Here is a 16,761-nt window from a genome sequence, read left to right as displayed (position 1 = left end):
AAGTGCGGTCCAGTGCGCCACTGCCAGGTCCTGGCTCTTCGGTCGTAGAGCACTGTCGCTAGTGGCCAGCAGCGCATCGGCCAATGTCGGGTCATCCAACCATTGGTGCCAGTTTGAGACGGGTAGCTGACTGGTGATGAGCGTCGAGCGGCTGCCGACCCGGTCGTCGAGCAACTCCAGCAGGTCGTTACGGTCGGCCGCCGTGACCGGTGCAATCGCAAAGTCATCGATGACCAGCAGGTCAATGCGCGCCAGTTGTGCCAGGCGCCGGCCGAAGGAGCCGTCGCCGTGGGCCACCCGCAGCTCTTCCAGCAGCCTCGGCGCCCGCGTGTACAACACCGCGAATCCCTGGCGTGCCGCCTGCTGGGCCAGCGCGCATGCGAGCCAGGTCTTGCCGCAACCCGTGGCCCCGGTGAGCAACACGTTGTGGCCGTGGCGCAGCCAGTCGCAGCCCGCCAGTTGGGTGATGAGGCTGCGATCCAGCCCGCGCGAGCCTCGCCAGTTGATGTCCTCGATGCAGGCGCTGCTGACCTTGAGCTTGGCCGCCTTGAGCAGCCGGGCCAGGCGTTTGCCGTCGCGCCAATCGACCTCGCGTTGCACCAGCATGGCCAGCCGCTCCTCGAAGGACAGCTCGGCCGCTGCCGTGCGGGTGGCGCCATCGGTAAGCGCCTGCACCATGCCGTCTAGGCGCAGGCTGCGCAGTTGATCCAGGGTGTGTTCGTTGAGCAAGAGCTTCTCCTTCTTCAGTGGGGTCAGTGGTAGTAATCGGGGCCGCGCACGTTGTCATGCAGCGGGAGTGCGGCCTGCGTGGCTTGGGCCGGCGCGGCTTGCCGGTCCAAGCCGGTGGCCAGGATCGACTTGACGCTTTGGTAGGTCGGCGAGCGAATCGACATGGCGCGAACGCAGGCCGCTTCCAGCCGCTCGTGGCCGAACTGGCGCGCCAGGCTTTGCAGGCCGAGGCAGGAGCGGTAGCCTTGCTCGGGGTGCGGCCGGTGTTCCATCTGCCAGCGCACCACGGCGGCTGTGGCCACGCCGATGTGCTCACCCCAAGCGATGAGCTTGGCTGGGGTCCACTCTCGGTGCGCCCGGTGGGAGGCCGGCATGTGCTCGGGCGCCGTCGTGTGCGCCCCGCGCCGGACGCTGTAGGCGTGCACGGCCACGCGTTGCTGGCCCGCCAGAATCTCCACCGTGGTCGAAGTGATGCGCAACTCGACCTGCTCGCGCACCAGCCGGTGCGGCACGCTGTAGTAATGGCCATCGAGTTCAACGTGATAGTCAATATTGACCCGGGCGCGCTTGAAGCGGGCGATGGGCATGCGCGCTGCCGGCAGGGGTTTGAGCAGCGGCCGATCCAAGGCCGCGAAGGCGCTGGCCCGACAGCCGGGTAGCTTCTTGAACGGCCGAGCGTTCAGGTCCACCAGCAACTCCCGGACAGCGGCGTTGAGCTCAGCCAGGGTGAAGAAGCGCCGGTGCCGCAGCCGCGCCAGAATCCAACGCTCGACGATTTGCACGCCGACCTCCACCTTGGGCTTGTCGCGGGGATGAGCAGGACGCGCGGGCAGCATCGCCACGTCGTAGTGGTCGCAGAACTCTTCGACCAGACGGCTAGGCGTGGCCTCGTAGCGGTCGGGCCGGGCGATCAGGGCGCGCGCCTGATCCGGCACGATCAGCCGGGGCACGCCACCCATGAACTCCAGCGCATCCATGATGGCGCCGACCCAGTCGGCTGCTGTCTGTGTCGGCGTGGCGCAGGCGAAGGTGTAGTTCGAGGCGCCGAGGACGGCCACGAAGATCTGCGCTTGCCGGATCTCGCCGGTGGCAGCGTCCACCAAGGGCACAGTCTGGCCGGCGTAGTCAATGAACAGGCGCTCGCCGGCCGGGTGGACCTGGCGCATCGAGCGCTTGAGGCCGGTGACCCAGGCGCGGTACTTCACGCAGAAGCTGGTGTACTTGTAGGCTTGCGAGCCGGCGTCGGTCAGACCGCGCTGGTACTCCTCCCAGAGCAATTGCAAGGTGACGCCGGGGCGCTTGAGTTCCTGGTGGACGAGGGCGAAGTCGGGCTCAAGCTGGGTGCTGGACCGAGGCACAGCGGGGCCGTACAAGCGAGCCTCCAAGGCGGCATCGTCCAGCGTCTGGGCGGCGGCCCAGTCCACACCGGCGGCGCGGGCCTTCATAACGACGCTATTGACGGTCGACTTGGCGATGCCAAGCACGCGCGAACACTCGCGCATGCTCAGGCCAGATTCAAGGTGAAGTCGAAGGGTTTGTCGAAGTTGGCGCATGTGAATCCTGGGAGTGGGCATGACGGACCGAAAAATCGGTCAGCATGCCTACGGCTCAGGTCACTTGCGCGCGCCAGGGGTGTCCGGGATCAGTTTGAAACGCTGTCCGCGATCAGCCTGAAATGGTGTCCGCCTTCGTCTGAAACGCTGTCCGCGTTCCGCTGAAATGGGTGGCCGGGATGGGCTGAAATACGCAGCCTTAAACGTGGCTAGACGCTGCGACGCTTCCTGGATGCTTCCGATTGGAAGCTTCAACGCAGTGGTCAACTCATTGAAGAGCGAGTTCTCCTTTTGGCGCTTGAGGACCCGCTCAATGATTTCCTTGTTCTCCTCGATGCTGGACTTGATTCTTCCATCGCAGCCATAAGACAGGGCTCGGACGAGAAGTCTTAGCCCGCCTTCTGAGTCGTCATGGTCGTTGTGGAGCTTGACGCCACATCGCCCAACTTCTTCGGCAAATTTGTTAATGATTGCCTGTGCGGCGGCATCATCGCCACCCCCAAGGTTGTTCAGCATGCTGCTGACCTGACGGAGAGATTCCTCCGATTTAAAAAGCCCGTTGGCAGTGGCGAGTGAGCGGCTAGTGGCGATGGATTCGCGCAGTCGCACGCTGGATGCGACAGCTTCTTCAAGTCTTTCAATTAGCGGGTTCGCAATCCTGGCCTTGACGTAGTCCTGAGCCTCCGCTGAAAACGTCCGAAACGCCGCAGGTAGCTCGACTCTGTCGGCTCCAAAAGGCTCACCAGGTGCCTCCTGGGCTATTCGTGATGAGCGAAATCAGCTTTGTTACGACGAAACGAACCCGGGAGGACGCTCTCAAAGCGCCATGCAAGATAGGTTTTCAGTTCAGGAGGAAGACGGAATGGCATTGATTCACACCCCCGGTTGCATGAAAGCTGAACTGATCACAGGCTTGACCGTCGACGGCGCATGCCCCGCTGGCATGTTGCTCATACGAATGTGGTAACCCTGATAGGCAAGTTCAACGAGCTCCTCGATCGTCGTCACACGCTTCCCCTCTGGATCGTTTCGGGAGTTCGACTTGTGGGCTCGAAAGCAGCCATCTGCATATCGGTGAGGGCTAAGTACGGTTCCAGCTCGCTTGCCGCTACGAACAACGTAGATGAGGTTTTGCATAGGTACCCTTCAGTAACGTGGACGACCACTCATTCCAAAAAACCAGCGCATTCGCGGTGTTGCCAATCTGCGCCGCAGGAGAGACACAGCAAACAATCCCTAGGGCTCCTTCGCTGCGGCACGATTCGAACTGTTTCATGCAACTCTAGGAGTGTTAGAGCCATCAAGCAGCAACAATTACCTCACTCGCCCCGCGGCTTCCTGGCAAGAGACTCCTCCAGTTTCCAGATCCATGCCAAGTGATTGGCTCCTTGCAAGAGGTGCGTACCCGTCGCTCCACGAATCACCTTTGGAGCCACGCGGTTCAACATGTCGGTAATCGTCGAATCAGCGGGTGGGCGGTCGGACGTTCGATCCAATAGGTCACGAAGCTTCGATCGAACGTCATATCGTTGTCGGCCCCATACATAGTCAGCACTCATCACAGCCCTTTTCACAAGAGCCATCTCCTGATCTTCAGAGGTAATTGAGGCCCTTCTGCCACCGTGCTTTGGCGGCGGCTCCCCGCGCAAAAACCGATTGCGCGCCCGCGACACCCACCATCGATCACGGCCAACAACTGCGGCAGTCTGTTCGAGGGAGAACCCCAGCAATGGAAGCAACGTAGCTTGCGCGGCTCGCAGTTCTTCTACATCTGTCGCCGAATCAACTGCGGCCCGAGCTCGGTCTAACGCACCTTCAGCGTTTCTTGGCAAGCGAGCCATTCGATTCCCTTTCGGAGTTTCTGTTCCGAAATTATTGCAGCTTGCATGTACTCGAAGGGCGGCTTGATGGCCTCCCCTGCCCTGAGTTGCCGGCGACCACTGCCGATCTTGACTCGGCAGTTTCACGCGGTATCGCATTTGTTGATCAAGCGGCTGTTGGCGCCGACCGAATATTGAGCCACCGGGGATGCGGACAAAAACTTGGACTGGTTATGCGGCGATGCCAACTTGCCGACGGTGCTGCGCCGGGCTGCGAAAGCCAAGTGAACTCTTAATCCGGACCTCGTTGTACCAGCGAATGTATGCATCCAACGCAGCAATGAACTCCTCGATGCTTGTCGAGAGCCAGTTGCGAGCGAAGAACATCTCGGTCTTGAGCCGACCGAAGAAGCCCTCGCATGCCGCGTTGTCCGGCGAGCATCCCTTGCGTGACATCGAGCGGACCAGCTTGGCTTCAGAGATTCGAGCTAGCCAGCCTGGCCATCGATAGTGGCCGCCCCGATCGGAATGCACCACCGGCTTTTCGCCACTTGCTGCGACCTTCTCGATCGCAGCGTCCAGCATCGTATTGACCAACTCCGCGTTCGGCCGAGTGCCGATCGACCAACTCACGACCATGCCGTCGAAGCAATCAATCATCGGAGATAGATATACCTTGCCGGCCGGAATTTGGAACTCCGTGATGTCGGTGAGCCACTTCTCATTCGGCGCGCCGGCATTGAAGTCTCGGTTCAGCACGTTGTCGGGCGCTGGACTGATCTCGCCCATGTAGGAGCCATACCGACGGCGTTTGCTTGTCGCGGCGATCAAGCACTCCTGCTTCATCAGGCGGCGCACGACCTTCTCCGAGATACGCACGCACTGATCGCTCAACGACGCGTGGAGCCGCCGGTAGCCGTAGCAGCCATAGTTCTGCTCGAAGATGTTGGTCATCGCCTGACGCACGTCCGCGTACTTGTCATCCACCCCCAGCCGTGCCCGATGGTAGAAGTAGGAACTGCGCGGCAGGTCCACTTCGCACAGCAGTTCGGTCACCGTGTAGGTGGACCTCAGGGCATCAACCAGCAGCGTCTTCTCCCGGTTCGTCAGACGCTGCTGATCGATGCCCAGCTCTTTTTTTAAGAACTCATTCGCCTTCTTCAGCACGTCCTTCTCGAGCTGCAGCCGGCGAATGTCGTGTTGCAGCGTTTCGAGCTGTTGTGCCAAGTCTGCCCGGTCTGGGCTATCAAGGGCGCGTTGCTTGAGCTTCATGGATGCGGGTGCGTCATGGCCGAGTAATTGATTCTTCCACTTGTACAGCGAGCCCCGCGACACGCCGACCTCGTCGGCGACTGCCTGCGCGCTGGCCGGGCGCGTGCACAAGGCAATCACTGCAGACTGCTTGGCTTCCGGCGCCAGTTCCTGCATTCGACCGACGACGCGCGTTGGCTGGGGGTGAAGCTCTTGCAGCCACGCGTGTAGCAATGACCGGCAGGGATAGCCCAGAGCCTTGACGGTCACAGCGATGCACCGGCCGTGCTCAAGGTAATGCTCGACAGCGAGCAGCCTATCCCCCTGAGAAAACTTTGCAGTCCTGTTGTAGCCGGCGCGTAGGTCTTGGCTCTGTTCGTACTCGCGGTACCAGGTCTTGAGCGCGTTCTTCGTCGGATATCCCAGCTGCCGAATGGTCAAGCCGACTCGCTTGCCCAGCTTGATGTACAGCTGCACTGCTCGAAGCCGATCCTCGTATGTGTACATGAACTACCTCCAGGTAGTCCAAGAAATCGTCCGCATCCCCACCGTGCCGACTGAATATTGAGCCAGGCAAACGTGCCGGCTTTTGAAGCCGGGCTGTGGATAAGTGTAGGTCTCGTGACTCTTGCTTGACCTCCTTCCTGTGCTGAAGCTGGTTTTGAATCAGTCCGTTTTGGCCTCTTCCGGCGGCTCCGTCTTGCCGCTTTTGCGGGCCTGCTCCCTGGCCTTGATGCGCGTCTTCGCCACCGCTGAGCTGTGCAGCAGTCGGTAGCTTTCATTGCCGGTTTCGACGATGTGGCAGTGGTGCGTGAGTCGGTCCAGTAGCGCTCTGGTCATCTTCGCGTCGCCGAACACGCTGGACCATTCGGCGAAGTCCAGGTTGGTCGTGATCAGGATGACCTTGTCCCCAAAAAACGGAGTTCTTAGCTCGTGATGAAATCAGAGCGAGGAACGATGAAATGAGTCAGCAAAAGCAGGTGCGTGGCAAGTACACGCTGGAGTTCAAGATGGAGGCGGTTCGCCTGGTCAAGGGCGGGCAGTCGGCCGCGGTGACGGCGCAGATTTTGGGCATACCCAAGGCCAGTCTGAGCAACTGGGTACGGCTCAGCGAGGACGGGAAGTTGAGCGGAGCCGGCGACAAGCCTGTGACGCCTGAGCAGATGGAGTTAGCGCGCTTGAGGGCCGAATTGGCTCGGATGACGATGGAGCGAGACATCGCAAAAAAAGCGGCGGCGTACTTTGCGCAGGATCTTCTGCAAGGTACGCCTGGATTCAAGAAATGAAGACTCAGTGGCCGGTTAGCCTGAGCTGCAAGGTCCTGGATGTGAGCGTGAGCGGCTATTTCGAACACCAGAAGGCCAAGGCCGCCAGAAGGCCCAGCAAGGACGCCACGCCGCGTTTGAGCGATGAAGCGGTGCTGACCCACATCCGCGCAGTCCATGGCGAAGTGGGTCAGGAGTACGGCTGGCCTCGCATGGCCAAGGAGCTGGTTGCGCGTGGACATCGAGTGGGCAAGGAACGGGTGCGCAAGTTGATGCAGCGTCACGGGATTCGTGCGCGCGGCCAGCGCAAATTTGTTGTGACCACGGACAGCAAGCACAGCCTGCCGGTGGCGCCAAATCTGCTGCGGCGGGACTTTAAGGCGCAGGCTCCGAATCAGAAGTGGACCAGTGACATCACCTACATCGAGACGGCTGAAGGCTGGCTCTATCTGGCGGCGGTCGTCGACCTGCACAGCCGGCAAGTGGTGGGCTGGAGCATGCAGGACCATATGCAAACCAGCCTGATCACGGACGCCCTGCGCATGGCCTGGTTTCGGCGTCGACCGGCGCCTGGGCTGATTTTCCACAGCGACCGCGGAAGCCAGTATTGCAGCCGAGAATTTCAAGGCGACTTGAAGAAATTCGGCATGCGCTCATCGATGAGCGGCAAGGGTGATTGCTGGGACAATGCGCCGACGGAGAGCCTGTGGGGGCGACTGAAAGTGGGCCGGCTACACGGTCAGAAGTTCAGCACAAAACGGCAGGCCAAGGATGAAGTGATTGCCTGGTTGACCTTCTACAACCACAGTCGAATTCACTCGACCCTGGGCTACGTCAGCCCCATGACGTTTGAGAAAAACTGGCACGCGGCCCAGCAGGATAAAGCCGCGTAACAAGGTTGCTAAGAACTCCGGGGAAGAGGGGCAAGGTCAGGATGCTGGTGTGCTCGTACAGCTTGCTCAGCAAATGGAACAGCAAGGCCCCGCCGGCTTGGCTGAAGGGCAAGTAGCCCAGTTCATCAAGAATGACCAAGTCCATCCGCAACAAGCTGGTGGCGATGCGCCCGGCCTTGCCTTGCGCCTTCTCTTGCTCCAGCGCATTGACCAAGTCAACCGTCGAATAGAAGCGCACGCGTTTGCCATGCTTGGTGATGCCGGCCACGCCGATGGCGATGGCCAGATGTGTCTTGCCGGTGCCGGGTCCACCCACCATCACGACGTTGTGCGCGCTGTCAGTGAACTTCACCCCGGTCAGTTGAAGGATCAGCTGATGGTCCACCTCGGCACCGTCGAAGTTGAAGCCGGCCAGGTCGCGGTGGAGCGGGAATTTGGCCGCATGCATCTGGTGACTGACCGAGCGTAGCGCCCGGTCGGCGGCCTCGGCTTGCAGCAAATGCTCCAGCAGCCAGAGCGAATTTTGCGGCCCGGACTCAGTGCCGAGTTCAGCACCGAATCCGGCGCCGCCGCTCTCGCTTTGTTCAAGCAAATCGGCCCAGGCGCCGGCCATGCCGTTCAAGCGCAGTTGTTTGAGCTCGATCACCACATCACGCTTCATGATGCACCTCCTCGCTGCCGAGCTTGTCACGCAGGCGGTCGTACTGTGCGGTGTCGCTGCAAACAGGTTTGGAGACCTGCAGCACGCCGTCCACAGGCGCGGGTGCTGACGGCTCATTCAAGCGGCTCAGCACATTGACCACATGTTCCACGCTGACGCGCCCCGACGGCGGCAGCTTCTCCAGTGCCAATTCGACCGCCACCAAGACGGTGTCCAGCCCCGCCTTCGGCACGATGGCCAGCACCTTCGCCATCACGCGGTCACCGCCTTCCTCGCGCAGCAAGCCCCGGCGAAGCCTTTGCAGCGGCTCAGGCAGGTCGCTGAACGGCGCACCATTTCTCAATGCACCGGGTTTGCGCTCCAGCAGCGGCACATAGTGCTGCCAGTCGTAGTGGGTCTGCCCACGGTCCGACAGTCGTTCGTGCCGGGCCACCACGGCGTCATCCGCCACCACCACGACATGATTCGGATACAGCCTGACGCTGACCCTCTGGCCTGCCCACTCGCAAGGCACCGAATAGCGATTGCGCGCCATCGTCACCAGGCAGGTACTGCTCACTCTGGAGGACTTCTCGACATAGCCATCAAACGCAGCAGGCATTGGCATCAGGTGCAGGCGCTCATGCTCCAGCATCTCGGCCAAGCTGAACTGCTCATGCACCGGGTGTCGGACCTCCTCCCACAGCGCCCGGCAGCGTGCCGCCAACCAGACATTGAGCTCGGTGAAGGAGCCAAAGCGCTGCTGGGCGGCGTCAATCCAAATGCGCCGGAGGCTGTCCTGCACATTCTTCTCCACGACTCCCTTCTCCCAGCCCGAGGCCACATTGCAGAAGTCGGGGTCGAACAAGTAGTGCGCGCACATCACCCCGAAGCGCTCGTTGACGACCCGGCCCTTGCCCTTCAAGACCTTGTCCACAGCCGTCTTCATGTTGTCGTAGATGCCGCGCCTGGCCACGCCGCCCAAGGCCGCAAAGCTGCGGGTATGGGCATCGAATAGCATCTCGTGCCCCTGGCTCGGGTAGGCCACGAGCCAGAACGCCCGGCTGGCGCACAGCTTCATGTGCGAGACCTGCATGCGGTAATAGATGCCGCCTACAACCAAACCTTCCTCGCTCCAGTCGAACTGGAAGGCTTCGCCCAACTCAAACGTCAGCGGTACAAAGGCACTCACCAATGCCGCCTGGCCTTCGCCCTGACGCCAATCGCGGATGAAGTCGGTGAGGCGCGAATAGCTGCCCTCGTAGCCGGCAGCCTTGATCTCTGCAAACAAGGCTCGACCCGTGCGACGCTCATGCTTCGGGCGATGCCCGTCAGCCTTCAAGGCTTGCCTGATCGTCTCGTGGAAAGCCGTCAACTTATTGGCCTGCTCAGCCCTGCTGTACTTAGGGCTGGTCGACGGCGCAGGGCCATTCAGCCACTTCGCCACGGTGTTGCGGGACAAGCCAGTCATGCGCGAAATCTCGCGCACTGACTTCTTGTCTCGGCGGTGCAAACGCCGGATCTTGCCAATCATGTCCATGGTGATCACTCCTTGCACCCCGCCGCTTAAAAAAGCAGCAGAGTAGATGAAACACCTGGCTCAATTTTGGGTCGGCACAGCCCCTAAAAGTGGCTCAGTTTTCGGTCGGCGCCAACAGCCTGGAAGCCTTCTGCGTCTGCGAGGGCGGCATATCGTCCCGCACGGAGCTGGTCTCGGTAGTACAAGCGCTCTGGCCACTGCAGTGTCAGTATGCCCATGGGCCTTAAGGTTCTCTAGTACTGGGGGGAATGGCGACCAAGTTCCAGCTCTAGCCTTGAAGCTTGTCTCAAGCTCGACAGGCGCTATTCAGCGTCGGCCAGAAAAAGCGTCCTGCTAGGTGAGCTAGCAGGACAAGAAGTGCCAGCGGCTCTTACCTAACGCCCCCCGGCACTGCCCAATTAGCTAGCTATAGGCCAGTCGCAACAACTAACGTCCGCCAGTCGCAAACGAGTGGCGCGAGTCGCAATTAATTTGGCGGCCTACGCGATTCGAAAAAATCAGACGTCGATATTCCCCGCACGCAATGCGTTGGTCTCAATGAAATCACGACGTGGTTCCACTTCGTCGCCCATGAGCATGGTGAACACGCGGTCGGCTTCGATGGCGTCGTCGATCTGCACGCGGAGCAGGCGGCGGACGTTGGGGTCCATGGTGGTTTCCCAGAGCTGGCTGGGGTTCATTTCGCCCAAGCCTTTGTAGCGCTGGCGGCCGACGGAGTTTTCGGCTTGTTGCATCAGCCAGGCCATGGCGGTGCGGAAGTCGACGACCTTGCTTTCCTTGGCCTTCTCGCCTTCGCCCTTGCGCACGATGGCGCCTTCGCCGATCAGGCCCTTGAAGGTGACGCCGGCGGTAGCCAGCACTTCGTAGTCGGCGCTGTGCACAAAGTCGGCGTTGATGATGGACGAGCGCGTGTTGCCATGCTGCTTGCGGGCAATGCGCAGGAAGAACTTGTCGGTGCGGGCGTCGTATTCGCTGGTGACCACGGCGTCGTGCAGGGCGCCTTGCATGGCCGTTGCGGCAGCTTCGGCGTTGTCCTTGCTGTCCATATTGATGGCCAGGCCGCTGGACAAGCAGCGCAGCGCTTCAAAGTCCATCCAGTTGGACAAGCGGCTGATGACGCTTTCGGCCAGCACGTATTTGCTGGCCAGTGCCTCCAGGGCTTCGCCGCTCAGCACCGCGTCGCCGATGCCGGTGTGCAGGGCGGCGTCTTGCAGCGCCACCTTCAGCAAGAAGGCGTCGAGCTCGGTGCCGTCTTTCAGGTATTGCTCATGCTTGCCGACCTTGACCTTGTAGAGCGGCGGCTGGGCGATGTAGATGTGGCCGCGCTCGCACAGCTCGGGCATCTGGCGGTAGAAGAAGGTCAGCAGCAGGGTGCGGATGTGGGCGCCGTCAACGTCCGCATCGGTCATGATGATGATGCGGTGGTAGCGCAGCTTATCGGGGTTGAAGTCGTCGCTGCCGGCGCCGCGGCCGATGCCGGTGCCCAGGGCGGTGATCAGCGTGATGATTTCATTGCTGGTCAGCAGCTTTTCATAACGCGCTTTCTCGACGTTCAAGATCTTGCCGCGCAGCGGCAGGATGGCCTGGAACTTACGGTCGCGCCCTTGCTTGGCGGAGCCACCGGCGGAGTCGCCCTCCACGATGTAGATTTCGCACAGCGCGGGGTCTTTTTCCTGGCAGTCGGCCAGCTTGCCGGGCAGGCCCATGCCGTCCAGCACGCCCTTGCGGCGGGTCATTTCGCGGGCCTTGCGGGCGGCTTCGCGGGCGCGGGCGGCGTCGAGGATCTTGCCGCAAATCATCTTGGCGTCGATCGGATTCTCAAGCAGGAAGTCGGTCAGCAGGCGGCTGACGATGTCTTCCACCGGGGCGCGTACTTCGGATGACACCAGCTTGTCTTTGGTCTGCGAGCTGAACTTGGGCTCGGGCACCTTGACGGAGACCACGCAGGCCAGGCCTTCGCGCATATCGTCGCCGGCCACTTCGACCTTGGCCTTCTTGGCCAGATCGTTGTCCACGATGTATTTGTTCAGCACCCGGGTCATGGCGGCGCGCAGGCCGGTCAGGTGGGTGCCGCCGTCGCGCTGCGGAATGTTGTTGGTGAAGCAGAGCACGTTTTCGTTGTAGCTCTCGTTCCACTGCATCGAGACTTCAACGCCGACGTTGGTGCCCTGCTCGCTGATCTTGTCGCCCTGGGCGTGGAAGATGGTGGGGTGCAGGGTGTTTTTGCCCTTGTTGATGAACTCGACAAAGCCCTTCACGCCGCCGGCGTAGGCAAAGTTGTCTTCCTTGTTATTGCGCTCGTCGACCAGGCGGATCTTCACGCCGTTGTTCAGGAAGCTCAGCTCGCGCAGGCGCTTGGCCAGGATTTCGTAGTGGAAATCGACGTTGGTGAAGATCTCGTCGTCGGGCAGGAAGTGGACTTCGGTGCCGCGCTTGTCGGTCTCGCCGACGATGCGCATGGGGCTGACTTCCCAGGCGGTGCCCGCGCTGTCATCGCGCATTTCCAGCAGGCGGTCTTGCGGCACGCCCTTCTTGAATTCGATTTGGTGGACCTTGCCCTCGCGGCGCACGGTCAGGCGCAGGTGCTTGGAGAGCGCGTTCACGCAGCTCACACCCACGCCGTGCAGGCCGCCCGAGACCTTGTAGCTGTTCTGGTTGAACTTGCCGCCGGCGTGCAGCTCGGTCAGTGCAATTTCAGCGGCACTGCGCTTGGGCTCGTGCTTGTCGTCCATCTTGACGTCGGTGGGGATGCCCCGGCCGTTGTCGCTGACGCTGATGGAGTTGTCGGTGTGGATGGTGACGATGATGTCGTCGCAATGGCCGGCCAGCGATTCGTCGATGGAGTTGTCCACCACTTCGAATACCAGATGGTGCAGGCCGGTGCCGTCGGAGGTGTCACCGATATACATGCCGGGGCGCTTGCGCACGGCTTCCAGGCCTTCGAGGATCTGGATCGAATCGGCGCCGTACACCGCGCCGGAGCTGGCCTCTGCCGTGACGGCGGCTTGCTGCTTGTCGGTCAGGCCCTCGGGGCCGTGGCCTTCGGCCTTGTTACCTTCGGGGGTGGCGTCTTGGTTCGAAACATCGGTCATCTGGAACTCTCTCTCACACCGGCATGGCCTCTTGCGCGCATGCCTTTAAAAGCACTGAAGCGGGCCGGGTTAGAAAACCACAAGCCCGCTTGATTGATTCGTTAGCTGTCGTTAGATGCGCATGGGCATGACGACGTATTTGAAGCCGCTCTGCTCAGGGATGGTGATCAGGGCGCTGGCCGAGCTGTCGTTCAAATCGATGCTGACCATGTCTTGGCTCATGTTCTGCAACACGTCCATCAGATAGGTCACGTTGAAGCCGGTTTCGATCAGGTCGCCGCCGTAATCGATTTCGATTTCTTCCTTGGCCTCTTCTTGCTCAGCATTGCTGGAGGCGATGCTCAGCAGGCCCGGCTCGAAGCTCAGGCGCACGGCCTTGAACTTTTCGCTGGTCAGAATCGCAGCGCGCTGCAGCGAGGACAGCAGCGTCGTGCGGCCCAGGGTCACATTGAACTTGTGGTTCTTGGGGATGACGCGGTTGTAGTCTGGGAACTTGCCTTCCACCAGCTTGGTGACGAACTCCATGCCCGAGAAGCTGAACTTGGCCTGGTTGCCGGCGAAGCGCATCTCGATGGGCTGGCTATCGTCTTCACCCTTGCCGTCTTTGAGCAAGCGCATCAGTTCCAGCACGGTCTTGCGCGGCAAGATGACTTCTTGCTTGGGGATTTCGGTTTCCAGCTCGGCCTGGGCCAGGGCCAGGCGGTGGCCGTCGGTGGCGACGAGCGTGAGGTTCTTGCCTTCGGCGACGAACAAGATGCCGTTCAGGTAATAGCGGATGTCATGCACCGCCATCGAGAAGTGCACCTGGTTGATCAGGTGCTTCAGCGTCTTTTGCGGAACGCTGAAGGCGGGGCCGAAGTCGGCCGCCTCTTGCACCAGGGGGAAGTCATCCGAGGGCAGGGTCTGCAGGGTGAAGCGGCTTTTGCCACCCTGCAGCGTCAGCTTGGAGGCGTTGGCCGTCAGCGAGACGGTCTGGTCCGAAGGCATGGAGCGCAGGATGTCGATCAGCTTGCGCGCACCCACGGTGGTGGTGAAGTCGCCCGCATCACCGCCCAGCTCGGCGGTGGTGCGCACCTGGATTTCCAGGTCGCTGGTGGTCAGCTCCAGCGAGCCGCCGGTCTTGCGTATCAGCACATTGGCCAGGATGGGCAAGGTGTGACGCCGCTCGACGATGCCGGCGACGGCCTGCAAGGCGGTCAGTACCTTGTCCTGGGTGGCTTTCAACACAATCATGTCAACCTCTTTTCATTTGTCTGGAGCGCGCGCGCGAAACACCGCGCATTTTGACTTAGTTATGGGCTGTTTCTGCCGCATGGAAACCATGTCTTTGCGGCCAAGTGTTTGGCCGGGCGGTCGATCAGCCTTTGAGCGTCTGTTCCAGCACGTGCAATTGCTGGTTGAGCTCGGTGTTCTTCTGCCGCTCGCCACCGATTTTGCGCACCGCGTGCAGCACGGTGGTGTGGTCGCGGCCGCCGAACAGCTCGCCGATCTCGGGCAGGCTCTTTTGCGTCATTTCCTTGGCCAGGTACATGGCAATCTGGCGCGGCCGGGCAATGCTGGCCGGGCGCTTCTTGCTGTACATATCGGCGATCTTGATCTTGTAGAAGTCGGCCACCGTCTTCTGGATGTTCTCCACAGACACTTGGCGGTTCTGGATCGAGAGCAGGTCTTTCAGCGCCTCGCGGGCCAGCTGGATATTGATTTCCTTGTGGCTGAAGCGGCTGTAGGCCAGCACCTTGCGCAGCGCGCCTTCCAGCTCGCGCACGTTGGCGCGCACATTCTTGGCGATGAAGAAGGCCACGTCCTCGGGCATGGGCGTTTGCTCAGCTTCTGCCTTTTTGATCAGAATCGCCACGCGCATTTCCAGCTCGGGCGGCTCGATAGCCACCGTCAGGCCGGCGTCGAAACGGCTGGTTAGGCGCTCATCGATATCGGCCAGACCCTTGGGGTAGGTGTCGCTGGTCATGATGATGTGGGCGCGCTTGGCCAGCAGGGCTTCGAAGGCGTTGAAGAACTCCTCCTGCGTGCGCTCTTTGCCGGCGAAGAACTGCACATCGTCGATCAGCAGCAGATCGAGCGAGTGGTACTTGGCCTTCAACTCATCAAAAGTCTTGCGCTGGTAGTTCTTCACCACGTCGGAGATGAACTGCTCGGCGTGCAGATAAAGCACGCGCGCATCGGGCTTGTCCTTCAGCAAGGCATTGCCCACGGCGTGGATCAAATGGGTCTTGCCCAGGCCCACGCCGCCGTAAATGAACAGCGGGTTGTACATCGCACCCGGTGCGCCGGCCACATGCAGGGCGGCGGTGCGTGCCATCTGGTTGGCGCGGCCGGGGACGAGGTTGTCAAAAGTCAGCGCGCTATTGATGCGGTGGCGGCTGGCGCTGGGCGGCAGGTTCTGCGGCGCAGGGGCTTGCGCCACGGGCTGGCCGTGAGTGAGCGGGCCATTGGCGGGCGCCATTGGGGCTGGGCTCGGGCCGGCGGACACCGGCCGCAGGCCGTTGTGCAGCACCTGGCCGACAGCCATGGGCTGATTGGCGGCGACGGTATTTGCCGGAGCGGCCACGGCGCGTGCCATCGGTTCGCGGGCGGCCAGGGCCAGTTCCAGGCGGGCCGGTTTGCCGGCCAACTCGGTCAAAATGGATTCGATGCGGCCGGCGTACTGGTTGCGGATCCAGTCCAGCTTGAAGCGGTTGGGCACCCGCAGCGAAAACACCAGGCCATCGGCGCCCACGCCTTCGGCCACCATGGCCGGCGGCAAGGGGCGAATCCAGGTGTTGAATTGTTGTTCGGGCAACTCGGTGGCCAAACGCTCACATCCGCGTTGCCAAAGGTCCGCTCCCAGCGTGTCTGCGCCCTGCGAATTCTCGCCTTGCATCCCTACGCTTTGCATATCTACGCTCATTGTGGAAAACTTGTTCTAGAGCGGCCGAATTGTACGGGTTTAGGGCCGGCCAAGCCAAGGTTATCCACAGTTTTTTCGAGCCCGTCAATGTCAGGTAAACCCGATGGCTTTGTGCTCAGGGATTGACCTAGTGGCAGAAATTTGTTGTAATCGCGGGTTTTCCGGACGCTGGATGATGTTGGAGTGAGCAGGTTGCTAGTCAACCTTGCGTAGCCCTTGGCCGAGCTTGACTTCAAGCAAGGCACAAGCTTGGCAGGAGCCAAAGGCATTGAAAGCGCTCTGGCGCGGGGTATCCCGCAGGCCGCCGCCCCTTGTGGGCAGTTGCCTGAGGACTGCACCGCAGAGCGCAAATCTATTTGCATCCGGCGATTTTTCGCCAACAACAGCTAAAGCGTCACCCGACGTCCTTAGACCTTCTCAAGAGGCCTCCATCATGAAACGCACTTACCAAGCATCCAAGACCCGTCGCGCCCGCACTCACGGTTTCCTCGTCCGCATGAAGACACGCGGCGGCCGCGCTGTCATCGCTGCGCGCCGCGCCAAGGGCCGTAAGCGTCTGGCTGTCTGAGCCAAGACCCCGGTCTTGTGATTGGCCGCATCGTGCGATCGGCCGATTTTGAACGCGTGCTGGGCAAGCCCAGCCGTGCGCGTAGCAATCACTTTGCTGTGCATCACTTGGCTGCGATGCCGTCGAAGCTGCCTAAGCCCGCCCGTTTGGCGCTGGCTTTGTCCACAGCTCAAGGCGAGTTATCAACAGGCGATACACAAGTCGCCCACAGCCCTGTGGAAGAGTTGCCGCCCGAGGGCGCTTGGCTGGGTGTGGTGGTGCCGAAACGGCATGCCAAACGCTCGGTCACGCGCTCGCTGCTGAAGCGGCAGATTCGTGCCGCTTTCGAGCAACAGCCCTTGCTGCCACCCGGTTTGTGGGTGGTGCGCTTGCGTTCGCCCTTTGATCGCAAACTTTTTCCCAGCGCCTCGTCCGAGGCGCTGCGCGCTGCTGCGCGTGCCGAATTGCAGCAACTGCTCGGCCGCGTGCTGAACGGTCCACGCAAGGCTTGAACCTGGTCGCGCCA

At 61.3% G+C, this 16,761-nt stretch carries 10 protein-coding genes and 3 pseudogenes; 3 read left to right on the top strand and 10 right to left on the bottom strand.

What is annotated here, in order from left to right; all coding sequences use genetic code 11:
• Positions 1 to 66: 66 nt before the first annotated feature.
• From istB to AT984_RS18090, 5 genes and pseudogenes are all read right to left on the bottom strand, one after another.
• Positions 67 to 729: pseudogene (istB, locus tag AT984_RS18110) on the bottom strand (IS21-like element helper ATPase IstB); the annotation flags it as partial.
• Positions 730 to 752: 23 nt separating this feature from the next.
• A complete protein-coding gene (istA, locus tag AT984_RS18105) occupies positions 753 to 2,303 on the bottom strand; it encodes an IS21 family transposase (protein WP_058718810.1) in 1,551 nt (516 codons plus the stop codon).
• Positions 2,304 to 2,342: 39 nt separating this feature from the next.
• The gene (locus AT984_RS18100; RefSeq protein ID WP_156422100.1) at positions 2,343 to 2,798 is read right to left on the bottom strand and encodes a hypothetical protein; all 456 of its coding nucleotides are present in this window, start codon (positions 2,796 to 2,798) and stop codon (positions 2,343 to 2,345) included.
• 1,535 nt (positions 2,799 to 4,333) lie between these two features.
• A complete protein-coding gene (locus tag AT984_RS18095; RefSeq protein WP_058719050.1) occupies positions 4,334 to 5,860 on the bottom strand; it encodes an IS3 family transposase in 1,527 nt (508 codons plus the stop codon).
• A gap of 159 nt (positions 5,861 to 6,019) precedes the next feature.
• Positions 6,020 to 6,253, bottom strand: a pseudogene (locus tag AT984_RS18090) (ATP-binding protein); the annotation flags it as partial.
• 62 nt (positions 6,254 to 6,315) lie between these two features.
• On the opposite strand from AT984_RS18090, the gene AT984_RS18080 reads away from it, so the two are divergent.
• Positions 6,316 to 7,511, top strand: a protein-coding gene (locus AT984_RS18080) for an IS3 family transposase (RefSeq protein WP_156422099.1) whose coding sequence is annotated in 2 segments (ribosomal slippage) — positions 6,316 to 6,574 and positions 6,574 to 7,511 — 1,197 coding nt in all. Because the reading frame shifts where the segments join, the coding sequence is not laid out codon by codon here.
• 37 nt (positions 7,512 to 7,548) lie between these two features.
• Here the strand turns inward: AT984_RS18080 and AT984_RS18075 are convergent.
• From AT984_RS18075 to dnaA, 5 genes and pseudogenes are all read right to left on the bottom strand, one after another.
• Positions 7,549 to 8,172, bottom strand: a pseudogene (locus tag AT984_RS18075) (ATP-binding protein); the annotation flags it as partial.
• Entirely contained in the window at positions 8,162 to 9,691 is a 1,530-nt protein-coding gene (gene istA / locus AT984_RS18070; protein WP_058722445.1) for an IS21 family transposase, read from the bottom strand. The gene istA (AT984_RS18070) and the pseudogene AT984_RS18075, both read right to left, overlap by 11 nt.
• 497 nt (positions 9,692 to 10,188) lie before the next feature.
• Positions 10,189 to 12,783: a DNA topoisomerase (ATP-hydrolyzing) subunit B gene (gene gyrB / locus AT984_RS18065; RefSeq protein WP_082680150.1), complete on the bottom strand. Its 2,595-nt coding sequence runs from the start codon at positions 12,781 to 12,783 to the stop codon at positions 10,189 to 10,191.
• Positions 12,784 to 12,894: 111 nt separating this feature from the next.
• Positions 12,895 to 14,016 (bottom strand): DNA polymerase III subunit beta, encoded by a 1,122-nt coding sequence (dnaN, locus tag AT984_RS18060; protein ID WP_058721292.1) that lies wholly within the window; start codon positions 14,014 to 14,016, stop codon positions 12,895 to 12,897.
• Positions 14,017 to 14,140: 124 nt separating this feature from the next.
• Positions 14,141 to 15,628: a chromosomal replication initiator protein DnaA gene (gene dnaA / locus AT984_RS18055; RefSeq protein ID WP_156422243.1), complete on the bottom strand. Its 1,488-nt coding sequence runs from the start codon at positions 15,626 to 15,628 to the stop codon at positions 14,141 to 14,143.
• A 493-nt stretch (positions 15,629 to 16,121) separates the two neighbouring features.
• On the opposite strand from dnaA, the gene rpmH reads away from it, so the two are divergent.
• Both rpmH and AT984_RS18050 read left to right on the top strand, forming a co-directional pair.
• Positions 16,122 to 16,256, top strand: coding sequence for a 50S ribosomal protein L34 (gene rpmH / locus AT984_RS22580; protein WP_054021782.1), 135 nt, complete (start codon positions 16,122 to 16,124; stop codon positions 16,254 to 16,256).
• A gap of 32 nt (positions 16,257 to 16,288) precedes the next feature.
• Entirely contained in the window at positions 16,289 to 16,747 is a 459-nt protein-coding gene (locus AT984_RS18050; protein ID WP_197418161.1) for a ribonuclease P protein component, read from the top strand.
• Positions 16,748 to 16,761: the final 14 nt, after the last annotated feature.

Source organism: Paucibacter sp. KCTC 42545, assembly GCF_001477625.1.
In the GTDB taxonomy this organism is placed as follows: domain Bacteria; phylum Pseudomonadota; class Gammaproteobacteria; order Burkholderiales; family Burkholderiaceae_C; genus Paucibacter_A.
This window is presented reverse-complemented; position numbering and strand designations above follow the sequence as displayed.

What these genes read in the sequence shown, in the direction of transcription:
- istA (WP_058718810.1), bottom strand. Translation starts at nt 2,303, where the DNA reads ATGCCCACTCCCAGGATTCACATGCGCCAACTTCGACAAACCCTTCGA.
- AT984_RS18100 (WP_156422100.1), bottom strand. Translation starts at nt 2,798, where the DNA reads ATGCTGAACAACCTTGGGGGTGGCGATGATGCCGCCGCACAGGCAATC.
- AT984_RS18095 (WP_058719050.1), bottom strand. Translation starts at nt 5,860, where the DNA reads ATGTACACATACGAGGATCGGCTTCGAGCAGTGCAGCTGTACATCAAG.
- istA (WP_058722445.1), bottom strand. Translation starts at nt 9,691, where the DNA reads ATGGACATGATTGGCAAGATCCGGCGTTTGCACCGCCGAGACAAGAAG.
- gyrB (WP_082680150.1), bottom strand. Translation starts at nt 12,783, where the DNA reads ATGACCGATGTTTCGAACCAAGACGCCACCCCCGAAGGTAACAAGGCC.
- dnaN (WP_058721292.1), bottom strand. Translation starts at nt 14,016, where the DNA reads ATGATTGTGTTGAAAGCCACCCAGGACAAGGTACTGACCGCCTTGCAG.
- rpmH (WP_054021782.1), top strand. Translation starts at nt 16,122, where the DNA reads ATGAAACGCACTTACCAAGCATCCAAGACCCGTCGCGCCCGCACTCAC.